Below are 18,889 nucleotides of genomic sequence, written 5' to 3' on the forward strand. Positions count from 1 at the left end.
ATGTAGGGGATGGTCGTCCAAATGTTCGGCGTGGCGGATCGTTCACCCGCGCGGTCATCCCGGTGCGTGGAGCGTCTCGGCCTCGATCGCGCCGATCGCCGCCGTCATCGCTTCGAGTGAGCCGAACTGGAAGCCGAGCTGCGATGTGTAGGCCGCGCACATCGCGATCCGATCGGCGCGGTCGGCGGCGTTCAATGAGTGCCGATGTCGTACCGGCTCGACGGGGCGGGTCGTCGCGCGGGTGAGATAGGGCCAATCCTCCCAGAGCACGACCGGGCGGCCGATCGCCGCCAGGGCATCGCGGACCAGCCAATGGTCGACATGGTCGCCGACCGCCAGCGGGCCGAGCAGAAGATCCGGCCGCAGGCTCTGAAGATGTTCGCCCAGCATCGCGGCGAGGGGGCCGAGCATCATGTCGTCCGCGCGCCGGGTGCCGAACAGTTCGGGCGCGCTGGCATAGCCGCGATGCGGTGCCTCCAGCAGGGGAAGGTGGATGGCATCCGCACCGATGACGGCACAGGCGGCCCGATCCTCGGCCCGGCGCAGCGCCATATAGTCGACGTCCGGGGCCAGTCCCTTGTCGAGCTGGCAGGCAAGCGCGAAGCCGGTCGGCCGTGCGACATTGCCGGTGAAGCAGGTCAGGATCGTGATCCGGTCGCCGGCCCGCGCCTGCGCGGCGAGCAGTCCGCCGACCGAGAAGGCGGCATCGTCGAGATGCGGCGAGATCGCGACGACATGGCTCATAGCAGATGCGGCTCCATACGAAACCGGCAGGGGGTAATCGGGATTTGCGCGGGAATGCCGGTCGCGGGCTTCGTGCCCTGCAACTGCTCGTAAATCTCCATGATCTGCCGCCCGACGCCGTGCCAGCTATAGGTCCGCCGGCATTCGGCCAGCCCCGCCTCGGCCAGCCGCTGGCGCAATCCGGCATCGGTGACGATCCGGGTCAGCGCGCCGCTCAGCGCCGCGACATCGCCGGGGTCTACCAGCAGGCCGTTCTCGTGATCACGGATGCAATCCACCACGCCGACCGACCGGCAGGACAGGATCGCCTGTCCGCTCGCCATGGCTTCGAGGATCGTGTTGGAGAAGCCCTCGGCATAGGTGGGCGAGACGAAGACGTCGTGTGCGCGGTAGAGGTCCGGCACCCGGTCATATTCCGCATAGCCGCTGAAGCGAACGCGACCATGGAGGCCCAGTTCGCCGGTCAGCGCCTGTGCGGCCTCCATATCGGGGCCGATGCCGGAGATGGTGCAGGTCCAGTCGCCCTCGACCGCGACAAGCGCGTGGAGCATGTCGAGCACGCCCTTCCGACGGTCGACCCGGCCATGATAGAAGAGGCGCACCGGCCCTTCGGCCCGCGCTTCGCCGGGCGTGAAGCGGTCGGTATCCACCGCGCCTGGTACGATCGTGAACCGGTCCATGGGCGTGCGGAGCCGATCGTGCACTTCCCGTGCGAAGCTGTCGCCGCCGATCAGCAATGCGCCGGCATGGTCCAGCACCCGTTCCATCGCGATCCGATGGGTGTCGCAACAGGAGCCGACCCAATGTCCGTCGCCGCCCTGGATCGACACGACGCAGGGCACGCCCAGCGATTGCGCCGCGAGCACCGTCGCCCAGCCGGTCGGATAGCCATATTGCGCGTGGAGGATGTCGAAGGGCTGGCGGGCATGTTCGGCGGCGATCGTCGCGATCATCGCCTCGACATCACGCTCGAAGTCGCCATCGGTCTGTTCACCCAGCGCCTCCAGCCCGATGACTCGGACGCCGGGCACCGCCGGCGGCGGGCCGCCGCCATAGACGCGGGCACGCGCCGGATCGCCATAATATTGGCTGACCATGGTCACGTCATGGCCCGCCGCCACCAGCTGGCGCAGCAGGTTGATCGCATAGATCGACATGCCCGAGATGGCGGGGAAGAAGCGGCGCGAGACGAAACAGATCCTCATGCCGCGATCCGGCGCAGATAGGCGATCGATTCCGGAATGGCGGCGTGCGCGCGCGGGCTCTCGCGCGACAGCTCGACGCAGACCAGCCGGGTGAAGCCGATATCCTCCAGCGCCGCCAGCACCGCGGGCATGTCCATGTCCCCTTCGCCGAAGGGCAGGTGGCTATGGTCGCCCCGCCGCATATCCTCGATCGCGACGGTGCCGATCCGGTCGGCCTGGTCGCGGATCGCCTGTGCCGGTTCGATATCCTTCGTGACCAGGCAATGGCCGGTGTCGAGCGCCAGGCGCAGGCGGGGGTGCCGCTCGGCCAGCGTCGCATAGTCGCCCACCGTCTCGATCAACATGCCCGGTTCGGGCTCGAAGCTGGCTTCCACCCCGACCGCCTCGGCATGGTCGAGGACGCGCGCCAGTCCGTCGTCGAGCCATGCAAGCGCCGCCTCGCGATCGATGCCGGGCTTGGGAACGCCGGCCCAGAAGGACATGGTCTCGCTGCCCAGTCGTGCCGCCACGTCGAGCGCGCGACACAGGAAAGCGACGCGACGGTCGCGCCCCTCGGCGGCGGCGGTCACCAGCGTCGGCTCGTGCTTGGCGCGCGGGTCGAGCAGATAGCGCGCGCCGGTCTCGATCACGCTGCCAAGACGTAGCCGGTCGAGCAGGGCGGCCACCCGGTCCGCTTCGCGCTCCCAATTGGGGGCGAACGGATCGAGATGATGGTGGTCCAGCGTCAGCGCGACACCGGCATAGCCCGCATCGGCGATCAGGTGCAGCGCGTCGTCCAACCGGTGATTGGCGGCGCCGTTGGTGTTGTAGGCATAGCGCAACGTCATGCCACGGCCTCCGCGCGTTGCTGTGCGCGATGGGCGACGTGATGCGCCTCCGGCTCGCGATAAAGGGGGTAGAGCGGCCCGACCAGCTGGTCCGCCGCCACCGTGTCGAACAAGGGGTGGCCCAGCCGCACGGCATCGCCGGCCGGCAGGCGGATGCGGCGCAGCTCCTCCGTCTCGTCGCCGAAGCGGATCATCGGCGAGTCCATCGCCAGCAGCTTCTCGGTGTTGCGCGTGCCGATCCGGTAATAGCTCATCGTCTCCACCTCCATGCTGGGGACGATCACCTTGACCACGCTGACCGCGCGGTCGGGCGGGGACATGTCGACATAGAGGATGTCGAAGCCGGCTTGCTCCACCGCCGCGCGGGCGGTGGCGGCGCGGGCATGGCCGTCCGGGGCGGGGGCGCTGGGCAGGGCGGAAAAGGCATGGCTGGAGCGCTCCGACAACACGCTGTCGGCCAGCCAGCCGCGCAGGGTCGCCGCGTCGCGCCCGGTCCAGTCGCGCATCGCGTCGAAGGCACGCGGGTCGCTCGACTTGGCGGCGCCGCCCGCCTGCGCCATGAACCGCTCGACATAGCCCTGCGGCGCGACCTGCGCGACCAGGTCGGCGGGGCCATGGGCGAAGGCCTTGCGCGCGCGGCTGGCGGCATATTCGGTCAGGCACTTGTCGAGCGCGGCGGCGCGATCGGCATGACAGGCCTCGCCGCATCCCGTCACCATGATCGGCGCGGCCGGTGGCGCGCGCTCGTCCACACCGACGCAATAGAGGTTGGGCAGGCCATATTGGTCGGTCGCGAATTTCGGCATCGCACGGATGCCGGCGGCGTCGAACCGGTCGAGAATGGCACGCGTCGAGGCGGGCAGGGCGATATCCAGGTCGAGCGTCACGCCCTGGTCGAGCGCGCGGAACAACAGGCCGTTGCCGTCACGCTGCAGGATCTCGCACAGGCCGTGCCCGATCGCCCAGTCGAGATCGGGCCCCGCGCCCATGCCGTTGGAGATGATCGTCGTGAACGGCCGATAGCCGGGCGACAATTCCTTCGACGAATAGGCGGCGAGATCGATCGGGACGAGGACGGTCGATCCGTCCGCCCAGCGCTTCGCCTCGACCCAGTCGAGCATCGTGTCCCAGCCGACCGGCGATCCGGCGGGCAGGCATAGGGTCAACGGATCGGCCACCGACCGCGCGCCCAGGGTGCGGGCCAGATCGGCATAGCTGCCCCGCGTCTTGCCCCGCTGTCCCAGGGTCAGCGTCGGCCAGACCATCTCGGCTATCTCGCCCAGGCCACCCAGCACCGCCGCCTCGTCGGTCGCGCCGTAACCGACGCCATAGGGCATGATGCCGGCCAGTGCCGCATCCTCCGGGAACAGCGCCACAACCCAGACGGGCAGGCCCAGCCGGTCGAGCGGATGGATAGGAAAGGCGACCACGTCGCCCTTGGGAAAGGCATCGAGATAGGCGCGGGCGGCAGCGCCCAGCCCGGTGGGAAGGCCTGAATTCATAGCGGCATCCTCTTCACGCCCGGCGCGCGCGCCAGGCCATCGTCCAGCGCGGCGAGCGCGACCGCCCGGTCCACCTCCGGCGCATATTCGAACGGCGTCAGCACCGCGTCGAAGTCGAGCGCGGCGACCACGTCGCGATAGCCGCGCAGTTCGTCATGGGTCAGCGGTATGTCCTTGTGGAACGCCTTGTGGCTGGAGATGGCGTGGCTGCGCCCCTCCGCATCCTGGTCGATCTTGAACATGTCGCCGCAGAACAGCCGGCGGCCGGGCGCATCGTGCAGGCAGGCCTGCCCCTCATAATGGCCACCGACATGATGGAGCATGTAGCCGGGCGCGAGCTCCAGCCGGTCGTCATAGGGGGTGGTGACGCGGAACGCCTTGGTCATGCGCAGGTCGTCGCGTTGGATCGCGACCACCGGCGGGTCGAAGCGCCGCTGGAGCTGGAACAGTGCGCCATAGCCATGCGCATGGCTGGCGGCGAGGAAGGTGACGCCGCCCAGCGCGGCGATCCGGTCCAGCATCGCGTCCGAGTAATAGGGCGCGGCCTCGAAGGCGATGTTGCCCCCCTCGCGCACGATCAGCCAGCCGGTGCCGGCCAGGCCCAGCGCCGGGCGGGTGGTGAAGGCCCAGAGGCCGGGCGCGACTTCGCGACCGTCACCGTCATGCGTGGCGGCGACCTCCGCCTCGGGCAGGAAATGCCAGCCATCCTCCGGCAGGTCGTTGCGGACATCGGTGCAGACCGGGCAGTCGGGCGGCGCGAAATGGCGCTGCCAGAAACCGCAATTCGCGCAGGCGAACCAGCTTAGAGGCATGAGCGGGCATCCTGGTAAGCCTGGTCGAACAGGCGCATCAGCGCGAGGTCGCGCGACAGGGAGAAATCGTGCGGCTGCCCTTGCGCCGCCGCCATGAAGGCGGCGGCCTGTGCGGCGAAGGGCGAGGTGTCGGCATCGAAGGCGATCACAGTCTCCACGCCGGTCGCGGCGCAGCGCCGTGCCAGCGCGCCGCCGGCGGTCTGGCCCATCGTGTCGGTCGCGACCAGCAGGCCATGCTCGCCCAGCACCTCCAGCCGCCGCCGGGGCAGAACCTCGGCGCAATTATAGGCGACATGGCTTTGGAACAACACGCCCGAGGCGGTGCGGCCCGACAGCATCCCGCCATCGTCGACCGGATAGGCATGGATGCGCCGCTGCAACTGGATCGACAGCGCGGCAAGCGGTTCGCCGAGCAAGCGTTCGCCGAGGTCGAGACCGTGGAGCGCGAGGTCGATCACCGCGCCGCCGCCCGCCCGCACCGGGTCGGCGCGCCAATTGTCATGCGCGCCGCCATCGGGGCTCCAGGCCGGATCGACCCAACAGGCATAGACGATCCGCACCGCCACGGGGCGGCCGATCGCACCGTCGGCGATGGCGCGTTTCATCGCGACATGCGCCGGATGATGCCGCTGGTCGAAGGCGGTGCCGTAGAGCAGGTCGCCCGATACGGCCGCCGCCATCGCCTCCGCCTGGTCGAGCGTGGCGGCGATCGGCTTTTCGCATAGTACCGGCACACCCGCCGCGGCGCAGGCCCGCACCGGCGCGACATGCGCGTCGTTGGGCGTGGCGACATAGACGAGGTCGCACAGCCCGGATGCCAGCATCGCCTCCGCATCGGCGAAGGCGGCGAGGCCACTCGCCTGCGCATGGGCGCGGGCGGTGGGGGAGGGGTCGGCGATCGCCGTTACCGTCCCACCCGCCGCGACGATGCCGGGCATCATATAGTCACGCGCCACCCAGCCGAAGCCGACGATCCCCCAACGCATCACCACCGCTCCGGCAGGTCGACCAGACGGCGCAGGCGCCCATCGGTCGGGGGAGCGAAGGGCAGGGTGTCGTCGGCCATCGCCCAGAAGCAGCCGGCCGCATATTCGTCGCGATACCGCTCGGAGGGCCAGGCCACGGTGTCGTCGCCCAGCAACGGGTTGCGCCGCAGCCTCGCCCCGTCCGTCGGCACCGCCAGCCCACCCGATACGGCGCGCGGACTTCCACCGCCTTCCACCAGCGACCAGGCCTCGATGCCCGGATCGGGCGTCCAGCCGGTCGGGGTCGGCAGGGTCTCCGTCATCAGCGCGGTCAGTAGCGTGCGTTCGTCATAGACGATGGCGGCCGGGAACAGGGCGGCCCATTCCTCGGCCGGTCGTGCGGGCCCTTTCGCCCCATTCGTCACGCCGCTGTTATGGACATGACTGACCGCCATCACACCGCCCGGCGCGGTCAGGTCGCGCAAGGCGGCAGCGACACGCGGCTGGTCCGGCAGGAAGTAGAAGGCGTCATGGCACATCACCAGGTCGAACCGGCGGCCAGCCACCGGCCATGCTCCCGCCGCGTCGAACACAACATAATCGGCCTCGGGCGCGACCCAATGTTTGGCGAGCCAGCATTTGGCGAACACTACGTCCGCGCCGGTGCAAGCGACGCCATGCTCGGTCAATTCGCGCAGATAATGACCGATGCCGCAGGCCAGTTCGAACGCCTGGCCCGGCGCAGTCCAATGCGCCTCGACCAGCGCGAGCCCCGCCAGATAGGTCGGGTCGCTCCAGCGATAGGCAAAGTAATCCGCGACGGGCCCCATGCGCAGCAACGCCATCGCATCGCGCAGGCTCAGCCGGTGGCGGTCGCGGACCAGCGCCTTCAACTCGGACAGGTCGGTCGCGGGGCCGGTCCACCACGCGTCCTGATCGGTCAGCAGCGCGACCAGCGCATCGTCGGGACAACCGGCATCGAGATGGTCGAGCGCGACCCGGACCAGCCCCTCGCTCTCCGTGCGCAGATAGGGGATGCCGTCCACCACCGGCCAGCGCTCGCCCGGCGCGGCCAGCGAATGCGGCGTATCGGACTGAAGCGGCCGGCCGGTCAGGGGCGAGGACAGGATCACATCAGTCCCGCGTCATGCAGGATGCGATCGTGGAACACCTTGACGGGACCGTCATGCACCAGTCCGTAATCGTCCAGCACCACCGCCATCGTCAGCTGCGCGGCGCGGCCATGCTGCTCGATCTCTAGCACCCGGTCCAGCACGTCGCCGACATGGAAGGCACGCGCCTCCGGCGTCGTGTCGCCGGCGATCGGAGACAGGGCCGCGCGCACCCGGTCCGCGAGTGCGGCATTCGCCTGTTCCAGTTCGTCCAGGCTGGCCTGCCGCGCCGCCGCGATCACGTCGTCCAGCAGATCACCAAGCAGCATCTCGCCCGAATAGCCGCTATCGGCCATGTCGGCATTGTGCAGGTGATGCGCCATGCCGGCCAGGAAGACCGCCACCGGGTCCGCGTCGTGCCAGGGACTGGCCAGCACGCCGTAGACCGCCACCATCAGGCAATGTTCGGCGTGGTTCTCGGCGGGTTGCAGCATGATCCGGGGCTTGCCCGGACAGGTCACGCCGGCGCGCGGCTGCCGGACCAGCTTGCCGACGAAGCCGGGGGTGTCGCCCATCGCCGGACGACCGAACGGCAGGGCGGTGCGCAGGTCCGCACGCAGTTCCGGGGCAAGATTCCCCGTCACCTCGTCGAACGCCCGCTCCAGCACCTCGGTCGCCCGGTCGCCCAGGCCCAGCGCGGCCAGCGTCGCCAGGTCGAGATCGCCCAGCCGCGCCGACACCAATGCCGACGCCACCACCTGCCGCATCACCTGCGCGGGGTCGTCGCCCTGCACCAGCGCCGCCCAGCCGGCGACGAACAAGCGCTCGGCGATCGATCCCGGCGCCTTGGCCGAATAGATGCGCTTCAGGTCACCTAGTTCGCGGAAGAAGGGGAGGGCGGCGGGCGACAAAGCCCCGCTCACGCGTGGCCGCCGTCCAGCCAGTCGTCCAGGATGCGCTGCTGTTCGGGCACCGCATGAACCGGATCGTGCGGACCGCTGGTCTGCGGCAGCTTGAAGAACAGGCCCATCTGCTCCTGCACGCCGCCTTGCCCGCGCTGCTGCGCGAGGTCGAGGCAGCGGGCGATCTCGATCGCCAGCGGCGCGGCCAGGATCGAGTCCTTGCACAGGAAATTCAGCTTCAACTGCATTTTCTGACCCATGAAGCCGGTCAGGTCGATATTGTCCCAGGCTTCCTTGTCGTCGCCGCGCGGACGGTAATAATGGATCATCACGATATGATCCTCGACCGGATAGCCCAGGATCGAGTTGAGCACGCTGCCCTTGGTTCCGAGCTTCGACTGCAGGGACTTGGGGTCGTCGAGCGCCAGTCCGTCGGAGTTGCCGAGGATGTTGGTCGAGAACCAGCCATCGACGTGCAGCGCGCGGTCGCGCAGCGCGGGGGCGATCACCGTCTTCATGAAGGTCTGGCCGGTCTTGCCGTCCTTGCCCGCCACCGGCACGTTGCGCTCGGCCGCCATTTCGGCGAGCGGCGCGATGTCGGCCGCGACCGAGGGGGTGAAATTGGCATAGGGGGTGCCGGCATCGATCGCGGCATAGGCATAGAGCATCGCCGGGCTGATCGCCGCGTCGTCGCTGTCCAGCCCCTGTTCGAACGCCGCGCGCGACTGGAGCGCGGCATCGTCGGCATGGGGCACCCGCTCGGTCGAGGCGAGGTTGACGACGACGACCCGGTCGAGCTGTTTCTCCTCGGTGAAGCGGCGCAGATCGTCCTGGATCTGGCGGATGGCGGCGCGGTGACCAGTCGCCATCTTGTTGCTACCGTCGATATTGGCGCAATAGCCGGTCGAGCCGGCCGCCTTCCACGCCCGCATGTCGTTGAGCGCGGCGGCCCCGTCGGCCAGTTCCTTCTCGCCGATCACGCCGTGGCGCAGCGCGAGCGTACCCAGCGACTCGTCCGCCAGATCCCAGCCGCCGAACTCCATGTTGCGATATGCGACCATGCCGGCGACGTCGCGGTCCGCGAGCGGCAGGCCGTCCAGGCTGTTCGATCCCGCCTTGATCATCTCGATCCCGGCAATGGCGGTCGTCGCGACCGCGCCTCCGACGCCGACAATCGCCACGCCCAAACGTTCTGCCATATTCCAGATCCCCACCCATGTGGTCCGCTTTGGACCGTATCGAGGGGGGCAATGATGCAGCGTCGGCGAAGGTTTCCGGTTTTTTCAGATAGTTGTCAAAATGAGGCTATCGCTGTGACATAGGTTCTTTCGGTTCCGTAACGGAGTGACCTATGTCATCGCCGGCGTCGGCATCTCCATCGCGCCGACCGGCGGCAACCAGTCGACCGCGATCTCACGGTGCCGGTCGCGGAAGTCGACCAGCGTCGCCAGTCGCTCGATGTCGTTGATGCGGATGAGGCGTCCGTCCCGCTCGACCAGCCCGGTCGCCTCCAGCGCCTTGAGCGAGCGGTTGACATGCGTCTTGGTCAGCCCGACCGCGTCGCCCAGATCCTTCTGCGTCAGCGGCAACTCGAACGAGCCGCCCTCCAGCCCATCGACGACGCGCAGCCGCGACCAGATGTCGAGCAGCAGCGTCGCGATGCGCGTGAAGCCGTCGGTCTTGCTGACCGAGGTCAGCCGGTCGGCCATCGCCACCTGTTCCGACGCGGCGATGGCGAACAGCAGCGCCCCGATGCGCGGATGGGTGCGGAATATCCGGCCGAACACCTCCTTGGGCATTTCGAACAGGGTCACGTCGCTGACCGCCTGCAAGGTCGCGGCGCTTCGTCCCCAGGCGATCGAAAAGGTCGTGGTGATGTCGCCGACGAAATAGAAGCGAAGGATCTGCCGTTCGCCGTCCTTCAACAGGGTGGAGCCATGCAGCCAGCCGCTCGACACGATATAGAGGCTGTCGGTCGCCTCGCCTTCGTGGATGACGATGTCGCGCGCGCGGAAACTCTTCTCGCGCCGTTCCAGCCAGCGGATCGCCTCGCGTTCCGAAAAGGTCAGATCCAGGTGATGCGACAGGCGCGCTTCGAGGGGGCTAATCGGCATAAGGGCCAGAACGTCCTGACCGATCACGATTTCCCTGCGATGCCGTCGTCACTGCCGTCACGATCGACATAAGTCGTAACAAGACACGCTATTAATCAGATGATTAGCGCTTGTGACCCCGGTCACCACGCGCGATAGCTTCGGTCAAACAGGCGGTTCGGGAGGGATGATGAGGCGCATCGGAACCATCGCAGCGGGGATGCTGCTTGTCGCCGCATCGCCGGTCGCGGCGCAGACGGCGACACCGGTGCCGCATCTGGAGCACCGAAACGGTCGCCACGCGCTGATCGTCGATGGCGCGCCGTTCCTGATGCTGGCGGGGCAGGTCAATAATTCCAGCAACTATGCGGTCGCCCTGCCGCAGGTCTGGCCGGTGCTGGACCGCATCCATGCCAACACCGTCGAGATTCCCGTCGCCTGGCAACAGATCGAGCCGCGCGAGGGGCAGTTCGACTTCGGCTTCGTGCAGACCCTGCTCGACCAGGCGCGGGCGCATGACAAGCGCGTCGTGCTGCTATGGTTCGGCACCTGGAAGAACACCTCGCCCGGCTACACGCCCGACTGGGTGAAGCTGGACAATCGCCGCTTTCCCCGGATGAAGGACAGGACCGGCAAGGATCATGACGTCCTGACCCCCATGGCGAAGGCGACGATGGAGGCCGACCGGCGCGCCTTCGTCGCGCTGATGACCTATCTGCGCGATCACGATCCGCAGAACACCGTCATCATGGTCCAGCCGGAGAACGAGGTCGGCAGCTATCGCAACCCGCGCGACTATAGCGCCGTCGCCACGGTCGAATTCGGCAAGCCGATCCCGGCGGCGCTTGCCCGCAAGCTCGGCAAGTTCGGGACATGGACGCAAGCCTTCGGCGCACAGGCCGACCGGGCGTTCAACACCTGGTACACCGCGCGGTTCGTCGACGCGATCGCGGCGGCGGGCAAGGCGGTGAAGCCGCTGCCCATGTACGTCAACGCCGCACTCGCGGGTCCGTCCAACGTGCCGGACCCGAACGGGGTCGCCAGCGGCGGTCCGCAGCAAGACGTGCTCGACATCTGGAAGGCGGCGGCCCCCTCGATCGATTTCGCCGCACCCGATCTCTATGACAAGGCGAGCAGGAACGTCGATCTCTATCTCGACGCCTATCGTCGGCCCGACAATGCGCTGATGGTCCCGGAGATCGGCAATGCGCGCACCTTCGCCCGCTATTTCTATGCGGCGATCGGGCGCGGGGCGATCGGCTTCTCGCCCTTCGGGATGGACGATACCGGCTATTTCAACTTCCCGCTCGGTGCGACCACGCTGGACGCGGCGACGCTGGATGCCTTTGCGAAACCCTACGGCGTATTCGCCGGGATGCAGCGCGAATGGGCGCGGATCGCCTTCGAGCATCCGACCTGGGGGGCCGCCAAGCCCGATGACGATGCGCCGGCAACGACCATCATGGGCGAGTGGTCGATCACCGCGAGCTGGGGCGAGTGGCAGTTCGGCCTGAAGAGCTGGAGCTGGCTGAAGTCCGACCCGGCGCCCTGGGGCAAGGAGCCAATCGGCGGCGTCGCGGTCGCGCAACTCTCGCCCGACGAATTCCTGCTCACCGGCGACCATGTCCGCGTCACATTCGGCACGCGGCCCGGCGGCCCGGCGAACGGCCTGGTGGTGAAGGTGGAGGAGGGGCATTTCGACCAGGGGCGCTGGGTCATGGAGCGGCTGTGGAATGGCGATCAGACCGATTACGGCATCAACCTGATCGACCGGCCGGCCGTCCTGAAGGTGACGATGGGGCGCTATCGCTGATCTCGGGGCCACGATCCGACGTCGGATGGCTCGGGCCGGTCGACGAACATGTCAGCGCGTGGGGCAGGGCGGCGCGATGGCCGGATCATCCCGCCATCATGATGGCTTGATGAAATTCCGGTAAGCCGTCCGTCGAACGTTGATCCTGCGGCGTCGCGCCTCATCTTCGGCATCGTCGAAGGAGAATGGAATGACGCCGGACGAACGCCAGTTGCTCACGCGGTTCCTGCAGGATCTGGACCATGCCAGGAGCGTGCCCAAGGATCAGGAGGCCGATGGCATGATCCGCCAGACGCTCTCCGCCAATCCGGATGCCGGCTATTGGCTGGTCCAGCACGCGATCGTCGCCGACCAGTCGCTGCACGCCGCGCAGGCCCGCATCGCCGAGCTGGAGGGCGAGCTCCGCGAGATGTCCTATCGCGCCGCGCCGCCGGCCGCCGCATCCAGCTTCCTGCCCCCGCAACCGAGCCAGGCCTCGCCCTGGGGACAGCCGGCACAGCCGAGCTATGCGTCGCCGCAACCCGATTATGCCTCCGTGCCGCCGCAGCAGCGTCCCGGCCTGTTCTCCGCGCAAAGCGGGCTCGGCAGCTTCCTGCGTAATGCCGGCACCACGGCGGCGGGCGTCGCTGGGGGTGAGATGCTGTTCAGCGGCCTGTCCGACATGTTCGGCCGCCATAATGGCGGTGGCGGTATGTTCGGCGGCGGGCAGGGCTTTGTCGACCAGCCCGAAGAGACCATCGTCAACAATTATTACGACGACGGCAACGATGGCGGCAATGACGGCAGCGACGACCGCGACAACTATTGAGGACTGACCGGATCGGCACGGGGGCGTCAGACGGTGACGCTCACCGTGCCGATCGTCCCCCTTTGCCGCCGCTTTCCACTCGTAAGAACGAGTGAACCCAGATCGATCAGCGCGCCGGGCGCAGCCAGCCGACGAACCCGCCCTGCGCGCGCAGGGGGACGTCAATGGAGCCGGTCGACCGGACCATGCGCTCCGTCCGGTCGTAGGTATCGGGCCGGGCCGCATCGTCGGTGAACGACAGGAGCGACCAGTCGCCCTTGCCGAGGAAGCGCAGGTCGATCGTCAACGATCTCGCCGATGAGCCGTTGATGACCGCGACGAACCATTGATGGCCACGCCGCCGGGCAAAGCCCGCCAGCGTGCCGGGCTCGCTGCCGGGTAGGACGATGGTTTCGTCATAGAGTGCGGGGATCGCCTTCAGCAGGTCGACTGCCGGGTTCTTCAGATAGTTGCGTGGATGGCCGCCGAACGAGAGATAGGGGGAAGTGAAGATGATCGCCTGCGCCAGTTCGTGCGACCAGCTGTTGCCCTGCAATTCCTCCGGCGCGAACACCGTCGGCGTGTAGTCGCCCGGCCCGACGATATAGCGGGTGAAGGGGATGATCGTGTCATGGTCGGCGGGCAGCACCCGCTTGTACCGGGTGATCTGCCATTCGTGACCGCGAACCGCCTCTCGCGTCAGGATATTGGGCCAAGTCCGCTCGGTGCCCGTGGGCTTCACCGCGCCGTGATAGTCGACCATCAGCCTGTCGGCCGCCGCATCGCGCGCGACATCCTCATACCATTGCGTCCAGACATGGTCGGGATGCCCAGGGAAATCGACCTTCACGCCGACGATGCCCATAGCCGCATAGCGATGCAGCGTGGCGCGGCGCCGCGCCGGCTCGACCATCTCCTTGCTGTCGACCCAGATCCAGATGTCGACACCCTGCGACCGGGCATATCTCACCGTGTCCGCCAGCGTGTCCCAGGGGCGCTTCCATGCGGCCCAACCCTCGTCGACCAGATAATATTCGTAGCCGAGCTGCCTGGTCCAATCGACCCACCGATGCTGGTCCGCCTCCAGCGGCGCGCCGATGGCGAGCCACTGCCAGCTCGACCGGCCCGGCCGGATCCATGGGGCGGTGGCGAGCGCGGGAGAGGGGGGCGGGTTGAGGTTCTGGATCAGCGTCGTGTTGACCAGGCCGGTCAGGTCGCGCGCGACGACCGTCACCCGCCACGGCTGGACGACCGCCCTGTCGGTGCGCCAACCCTTGGGATCGGCATAGAGATCGCCCGTCAGCCGCCCACCGGCATCCGGCGTGATCGACATGTCGCCATAGCCGACCGTGGCGGCCTCGCTGATCGTGACCCAGTAGCGGTCGACCTTGGCCGTCAGGGGAAGGCCGAGCGCCTGGCCGGCCAGTTCGCCCAGCGTCTTGTTTTCGTAGATCGCCTCATAGCCGGGATCCCGCGGCGTCACCCAGATGCGCGGATCGGCGGCGGCAAGCGTCCAGCCCGAATGATCCGCCTCGATCCTCCGACCGGCTTTGGCGGGCAGGCGTAGGCGGACGCCGACCCCGTCATTTGCGACGCGGACATCCGCCTCGAACGTCGTGCCATGGTTGGTGAGCGACACATGCGCGATGTTGCTGCGGTCGATCGCCGTGGCCTTGGCACCGAAGAAGCGGTAGCGGCTATCGGTCCTGTCGCGGCGAGTGGCGCCGATGGACGCGCCATCGCCCAGTTCGATGCCATCCACCCGCATTCGGAGCGGTGACGGGGCGAGGATCGGCCGTCCATCGATGGCGACGCGGTAGGACAGGTGGCCGCCGTCGTCCGACAGTAGCGCCTGCACCTTGCCATCGGGACTGGTGACCTGCACGGTCTTGGCCTGCGCGGCGCCAATGGGCGTGATCCCCGCGATACAGGTCAGGGCCAGGCCGCAAATGCCAGGGAGGAGCCGCGATCCCCGGCCTGTCGATCGTCCCATCCCCATTCCTCCCATGATCATGAATCGGAGGTACGATCGGGATGCGATCGCCGCTCTCGCCCTTTGATCTTGAACGTGGAAGGTGGCTCTGGCGCTTGCAAGTCAAATCGGCTTGCTCGGCAAGCGTTATGGCAGGCAGGTGCAGCACCATAGGAGCATATGAAGGACCGCAACACCATCGACCGGCCGGCCCCATGGGCGCGCCGTCGATAAGCACCCGGATGCGACGGGATGCCGGGTAATCCGATCCACATCAGGGACCGATGGGCGGAAGATGCTATGCTCGCCCTCCCGGACAATCCAAGGAGCGCATGGCGGTCGTCATGCGGCAGGTGCATGGCTCGTTTCATTCTCAAGCTCCGGAACAGCCCGCAGGCCACGAAGAGCATCGAGTGTGTCGATCTCGGCGAGGCGCGCAACGAGGCGGTGCGGCATCTGGGACGCTACCTGTCCGACCATCCGGGCTTTGTCGATGAGGGCCATTGGCAGCTCGATATCGAGAACAGCGTCGGTCAGTCCCTGGCCCATATCATCGTGGCGACCGTCATTCCCCGATCGTCGCCGTTTCGGACCGATCTGACCGCGAATGAGCCCGGATTAGGTTAAATCGTTTTAAACAAGGGAAATTAATGGAACGGCCGGTGGCCGTACGGATTGGCAGCGCACAGAAGCGGAGACGAACGGTGAGCGCGGTCAATTGGAGGGCGGAGACGATGCTTCTCCTTCGGCATTCGGACGATGCAACGCGGAGCAAGCGGGTCGACCGTGGACGCCTGAGCGAGATGGTCGGCCGGGCCCTGGCCTGGGACGAGCGTGAGCGCCATCGGCTCTACATCCAATATGTCGACAGCGCCGAGATGATCCCCTTCGGCAATATGACGATGCTGGCGCGGCGATCGGATTTCCCGATCACGATCTGACCACCGCGCCGATCGGCCTCAGGGCCGAGCGCTGTAGAGCGCGTGATGGGTGAGGATGAACAGCGTGCGCCCGTCCTCTCCCCCGAACAGCAGTTGCAGCGGCCGACCGGGCACGTCGATCCGCCCCGCCTCCTGCCCATCCGCACCATAGACGAACACCTGTCCGTTCGCGACATAGACGCGGCCGTCCGGTCCCTTGGCGACGCTCTCGCCGCCGCGCGGCGCGAAGGGGCGGAGGTCGGTCAGGGCGCCGCCGGGGCCGAGCAGCGCGCTATAGGTGCGATCCTCCGAGCCGTTGGCGACATAGACCCGCTCGCCCACCGTGCCGGTGACGAAGCCATAGGTGTCGAGCGTGTCGGAGAAGCGCCAGCCGATATGGTTGGCCGGCCCCTGCTGCCACACGCGGAAGGCCGGGAGCGCCACGCTGCCGTCGGCCGAGACATAATGATCGGGCTTGGGGGTCGCCGCGTCACGCGCGAACATCTCGGCCAGCGTGGTGAAATGGTCGGTGGCGGGATCATATTGATCGCGGAATTCGCCATTGTTCCAGAAGCTTCCCGGCAGGGCGAGCGTCGCGCCGGCGCGGTCGGTGCCGGCGGTCGGCGCGATGACGCGCACGTCCTGCGGATGCGCGGGGTCGAGGCTGTAGACCGTCGCCGCCGGACCGGCCGAGGAGAGGACCATCAGCTTGCCCGACCGGTCCGCCACCAGGTTGACCGGATCGAGCGGCGCGTCGGCGACGATCGACAGGCCCTTGGCCGCGGTCCAGCCATGGATGCGCTGGAAGTAGCGATCGACGAAATAGAGCTGGCCCTTGCCGTCGACCGCGCCGCCACCGAGCGAATAGAAGCCGTCGGCCAGCTTCGTGACCGGTGCCAGTGTCGCGCCGGGCGGGGGCAGGGGGGCGTCGGTCACGTCGAGCACCGCGAATTCGCGTTCGCGCACCGCCGCGCCGCGCGTCACGTCGGTGATCGCATTAGCATAGGGATATTTGCTCGCGCGCAGATAGGTGCCGCAGCCATTGGCGTCACAGGTCGCAAAACCGCTTTCGCCGTTCACATGCACGTTGCGGAAGCGGAGGTCGTTCGACCCGTAGAGCGCCACCGCGCTGGGGGCGGGCTGGATCGAACGGGTGACCCGGTAGCCATGGTAATTGGCGAACAATATGTCCTGCGAGTTGCGCACCTCCAGCGACACGGCGTCGCGGCTCTCGCCCGCCTCCTCCTCGGTCTGGGGCGCCAGGAAGCGCCAGTGGCGGACCCGGTCGAGCACGATCTCGGCGCGGCGGTGATGCTCGGCCGACATCTGATAAACATGGCCCGGCGTGTCGGTATCGGACACGTAGAGACCGGCCGAGGCGAAGGTGTTGGGCGTCCACAGCCCGTTGAACGTGCCGCCGCCGCCATCCGTCACCCACAGGCTGGCGAACTGCCCGTCCCAGCGCTTGGTCGGATCGGGATCGCCGCTATGGTCGGCATTATAGGGATCGGTGCGGCTGCCATCGGCGAGGAAGGTGCCATGGCCGCCCTGGAACTTGACGTCGTCGACCAGCGACGCCGCGCCCGCGCGCCAGAGCAGCGCGGTGGCGCGCGGGTTGCGCCCGCCGCTATCCAGACCGAGGCCGGATACGATCGCATCGCCGCCGCGCGCGCTTTCGATCAGGCCGCGCGGACTGCCGATGCCCCGGAACGCCGGGCTGTCCTCCGCCAGCACGATCTGGGTCAGGCTGGGGTGGAGGCCGATCAGCACGCTGTCGCGCCGCAGCTTCAGCGTGTCGGTGACGCGGTAGAAGCCGGCGGGGAAATAGAGCACGCGGTGCGTGTCGATCGCGCGCTGCAGCGCGGCGGTATCGTCGGTCGCGTTGTCGCCGCGCACGCCCAGGTCCCGGACATTGGTCCAGCTCGCCACGGCCGGCATCGCGCGGATCGCATCGGCACGCTGTCCGGGCAGGCGCGTGACCGGAGCGGCATCTATCCGTGTCTCGAACCGGCCCATCGTGCCGAGGCCGGGCAGCGTCAGGCCATAGGTGAACGCCCGCACCTGATAGCGTCCGCCCGATCCGGGCACCGTCTTGCCGCTGTCGCGGAAGCGGGCGAAGACCGGCGTGTTGCTGGCCACCGCATTCTCGAACCCGACTTGCGTATAGGCGTTGCCCTCGTTGCTGATGACGACGCCGGCCTGCGAGACATTTTCGAACCGGACGTTCGATCCCCACAGCCAGTCGCCATAGCCGCGATCGATCTCCACACCGATCGGCACGTTGCGGAACACGGTGTTGACCAGCGTCAGCCCCGCCTCATGCTCGCGGATCGCGGCGTCGCGCTGTCCATCGAAGCTGGAGTCGAGCAGCGTGTACGGCCAGGCGGGCGAGGGCTTTTCGGTCAGGATGCCATAGCGTCCGCCATGGAAGCGCAGGTCCATGCCCAGATTGCCGACCTGGTAGATGCCGGCGAGAGCGCTGCCCAGGTTAAAGTCGATATGGCTGAGATAGGCGTGCTGCGCCGCGTGGAAGCGCACGGCGGTCGCCGCCGGATTGCCGTCGCCGATGCGGAAATCGACATTGCTCATCGCGGAATAGAAGGTGCCCGAATTGGCATCGGCGATGCCCGGATCGAACGGCACGCTGGTCGGCGGCGGCACGGGCACGGGCGGGGCGGCGGGTTCGCCGGGCGCGGCGCGGCGGTTGCCGGTGAAGAAGATCATGCTCCCGACCCCGCGCTGGAACCCCGGCGTGTTGGGGGCAAGCACGAAGACCGGCCGCGTCCGCCCGACACCGAACAGCCGCACCCCCGGCCATATGTAGAGCGTCCGTGACAGGCGATAGTGACCGCTCGGCAGGAAGACGAGGCCGCCGCCGCCCTTCGCCGCGACCGAGTCGATCGCCCGCTGGATGGCGGCGGTCGCGTCGGCGACGCCATCCTTCGGAGCCGTCACGGTCACCGCGCGCGGGTCGGCGGGGGCGGTGAGATAGGCGGAAATGCCGCCACCCCGCCTCGGGGCGGCGTGCGCGGCGGGCAGCCATGCGGCCGGGGTCAGGGTGGTCCCGGCGAGCAGCAGGGCCGCCGCCCGGCCGGTCAGGCGGGTCATGGCTGGTCGGATGGTCATCGCGCTCTCTCCGTCAGGGGCTGTGCCGCGCGTCATATGCGCGCCGGGGCCAATCGCCTGCCCAGGGTGTTGAACCCCGTCGATAGGGTCGGGCCGCCGACCCGACGAC

General features: G+C 68.0%; 16 protein-coding genes. 4 read left to right on the plus strand and 12 right to left on the minus strand.

The window, feature by feature from the left end:
* Positions 1-54: 54 nt before the first annotated feature.
* The 10 genes from QE452_RS05380 to QE452_RS05425 form a co-directional block, all read right to left on the minus strand.
* Entirely contained in the window at positions 55-744 is a 690-nt protein-coding gene (locus tag QE452_RS05380) for a PIG-L family deacetylase (RefSeq protein WP_309660135.1), read from the minus strand.
* A complete protein-coding gene (locus tag QE452_RS05385) occupies positions 741-1,949 on the minus strand; it encodes a glycosyltransferase family 4 protein (protein ID WP_309660136.1) in 1,209 nt (402 codons plus the stop codon). Before QE452_RS05385 ends, QE452_RS05380 begins: the two co-directional genes overlap by 4 nt.
* Positions 1,946-2,776, minus strand: coding sequence for a sugar phosphate isomerase/epimerase family protein (locus QE452_RS05390; RefSeq protein WP_309660137.1), 831 nt, complete (start codon positions 2,774-2,776; stop codon positions 1,946-1,948). Before QE452_RS05390 ends, QE452_RS05385 begins: the two co-directional genes overlap by 4 nt.
* Positions 2,773-4,278: a YcaO-like family protein gene (locus QE452_RS05395; protein ID WP_309660138.1), complete on the minus strand. Its 1,506-nt coding sequence runs from the start codon at positions 4,276-4,278 to the stop codon at positions 2,773-2,775. Before QE452_RS05395 ends, QE452_RS05390 begins: the two co-directional genes overlap by 4 nt.
* Positions 4,275-5,090 (minus strand): hypothetical protein, encoded by an 816-nt coding sequence (locus tag QE452_RS05400; RefSeq protein WP_309660139.1) that lies wholly within the window; start codon positions 5,088-5,090, stop codon positions 4,275-4,277. Before QE452_RS05400 ends, QE452_RS05395 begins: the two co-directional genes overlap by 4 nt.
* Positions 5,081-6,076, minus strand: coding sequence for a Gfo/Idh/MocA family oxidoreductase (locus QE452_RS05405; RefSeq protein ID WP_309660140.1), 996 nt, complete (start codon positions 6,074-6,076; stop codon positions 5,081-5,083). The genes QE452_RS05400 and QE452_RS05405 overlap by 10 nt, the downstream gene beginning before the upstream one ends.
* Positions 6,076-7,188, minus strand: a complete 1,113-nt coding sequence (locus QE452_RS05410; protein WP_309660141.1) for a class I SAM-dependent methyltransferase — start codon at positions 7,186-7,188, stop codon at positions 6,076-6,078. The genes QE452_RS05405 and QE452_RS05410 overlap by 1 nt, the downstream gene beginning before the upstream one ends.
* Positions 7,185-8,090 (minus strand): hypothetical protein, encoded by a 906-nt coding sequence (locus tag QE452_RS05415; RefSeq protein WP_309660142.1) that lies wholly within the window; start codon positions 8,088-8,090, stop codon positions 7,185-7,187. Before QE452_RS05415 ends, QE452_RS05410 begins: the two co-directional genes overlap by 4 nt.
* Complete coding sequence (locus tag QE452_RS05420) at positions 8,087-9,268, minus strand: inositol-3-phosphate synthase (RefSeq protein WP_309660143.1); 1,182 nt, start codon at positions 9,266-9,268, stop codon at positions 8,087-8,089. The genes QE452_RS05415 and QE452_RS05420 overlap by 4 nt, the downstream gene beginning before the upstream one ends.
* Before the next feature lie 150 nt (positions 9,269-9,418).
* Complete coding sequence (locus tag QE452_RS05425; RefSeq protein ID WP_125993840.1) at positions 9,419-10,183, minus strand: Crp/Fnr family transcriptional regulator; 765 nt, start codon at positions 10,181-10,183, stop codon at positions 9,419-9,421.
* A 169-nt stretch (positions 10,184-10,352) separates the two neighbouring features.
* On the opposite strand from QE452_RS05425, the gene QE452_RS05430 reads away from it, so the two are divergent.
* A complete protein-coding gene (locus QE452_RS05430; protein WP_309660144.1) occupies positions 10,353-11,975 on the plus strand; it encodes a DUF5597 domain-containing protein in 1,623 nt (540 codons plus the stop codon).
* A gap of 190 nt (positions 11,976-12,165) precedes the next feature.
* Positions 12,166-12,783, plus strand: coding sequence for a DUF2076 domain-containing protein (locus QE452_RS05435; protein ID WP_309660145.1), 618 nt, complete (start codon positions 12,166-12,168; stop codon positions 12,781-12,783).
* 106 nt (positions 12,784-12,889) lie between these two features.
* Here the strand turns inward: QE452_RS05435 and QE452_RS05440 are convergent, their stop codons facing one another.
* Positions 12,890-14,755 (minus strand): glycoside hydrolase family 97 catalytic domain-containing protein, encoded by a 1,866-nt coding sequence (locus QE452_RS05440; protein WP_309660146.1) that lies wholly within the window; start codon positions 14,753-14,755, stop codon positions 12,890-12,892.
* Positions 14,756-15,091: 336 nt separating this feature from the next.
* Here QE452_RS05440 and QE452_RS05445 point away from each other — a divergent pair, with 336 nt between their 5' ends.
* Both QE452_RS05445 and QE452_RS05450 read left to right on the plus strand, forming a co-directional pair.
* Positions 15,092-15,361, plus strand: coding sequence for a DUF6894 family protein (locus tag QE452_RS05445; protein ID WP_309660147.1), 270 nt, complete (start codon positions 15,092-15,094; stop codon positions 15,359-15,361).
* Positions 15,362-15,468: 107 nt separating this feature from the next.
* On the plus strand, positions 15,469-15,675 hold the full coding sequence (locus QE452_RS05450; protein ID WP_125993835.1) for a hypothetical protein: 207 nt from the start codon (positions 15,469-15,471) through the stop codon (positions 15,673-15,675).
* Between the two features lie 18 nt (positions 15,676-15,693).
* Here QE452_RS05450 and QE452_RS05455 read toward each other — a convergent pair whose 3' ends face one another.
* A complete protein-coding gene (locus tag QE452_RS05455) occupies positions 15,694-18,780 on the minus strand; it encodes a glycosyl hydrolase family 28-related protein (RefSeq protein WP_309660148.1) in 3,087 nt (1,028 codons plus the stop codon).
* Positions 18,781-18,889: the final 109 nt, after the last annotated feature.

Source organism: Sphingomonas sp. SORGH_AS_0438 (assembly GCF_031453475.1).
In the GTDB taxonomy this organism is placed as follows: Bacteria; Pseudomonadota; Alphaproteobacteria; order Sphingomonadales; family Sphingomonadaceae; genus Sphingomonas.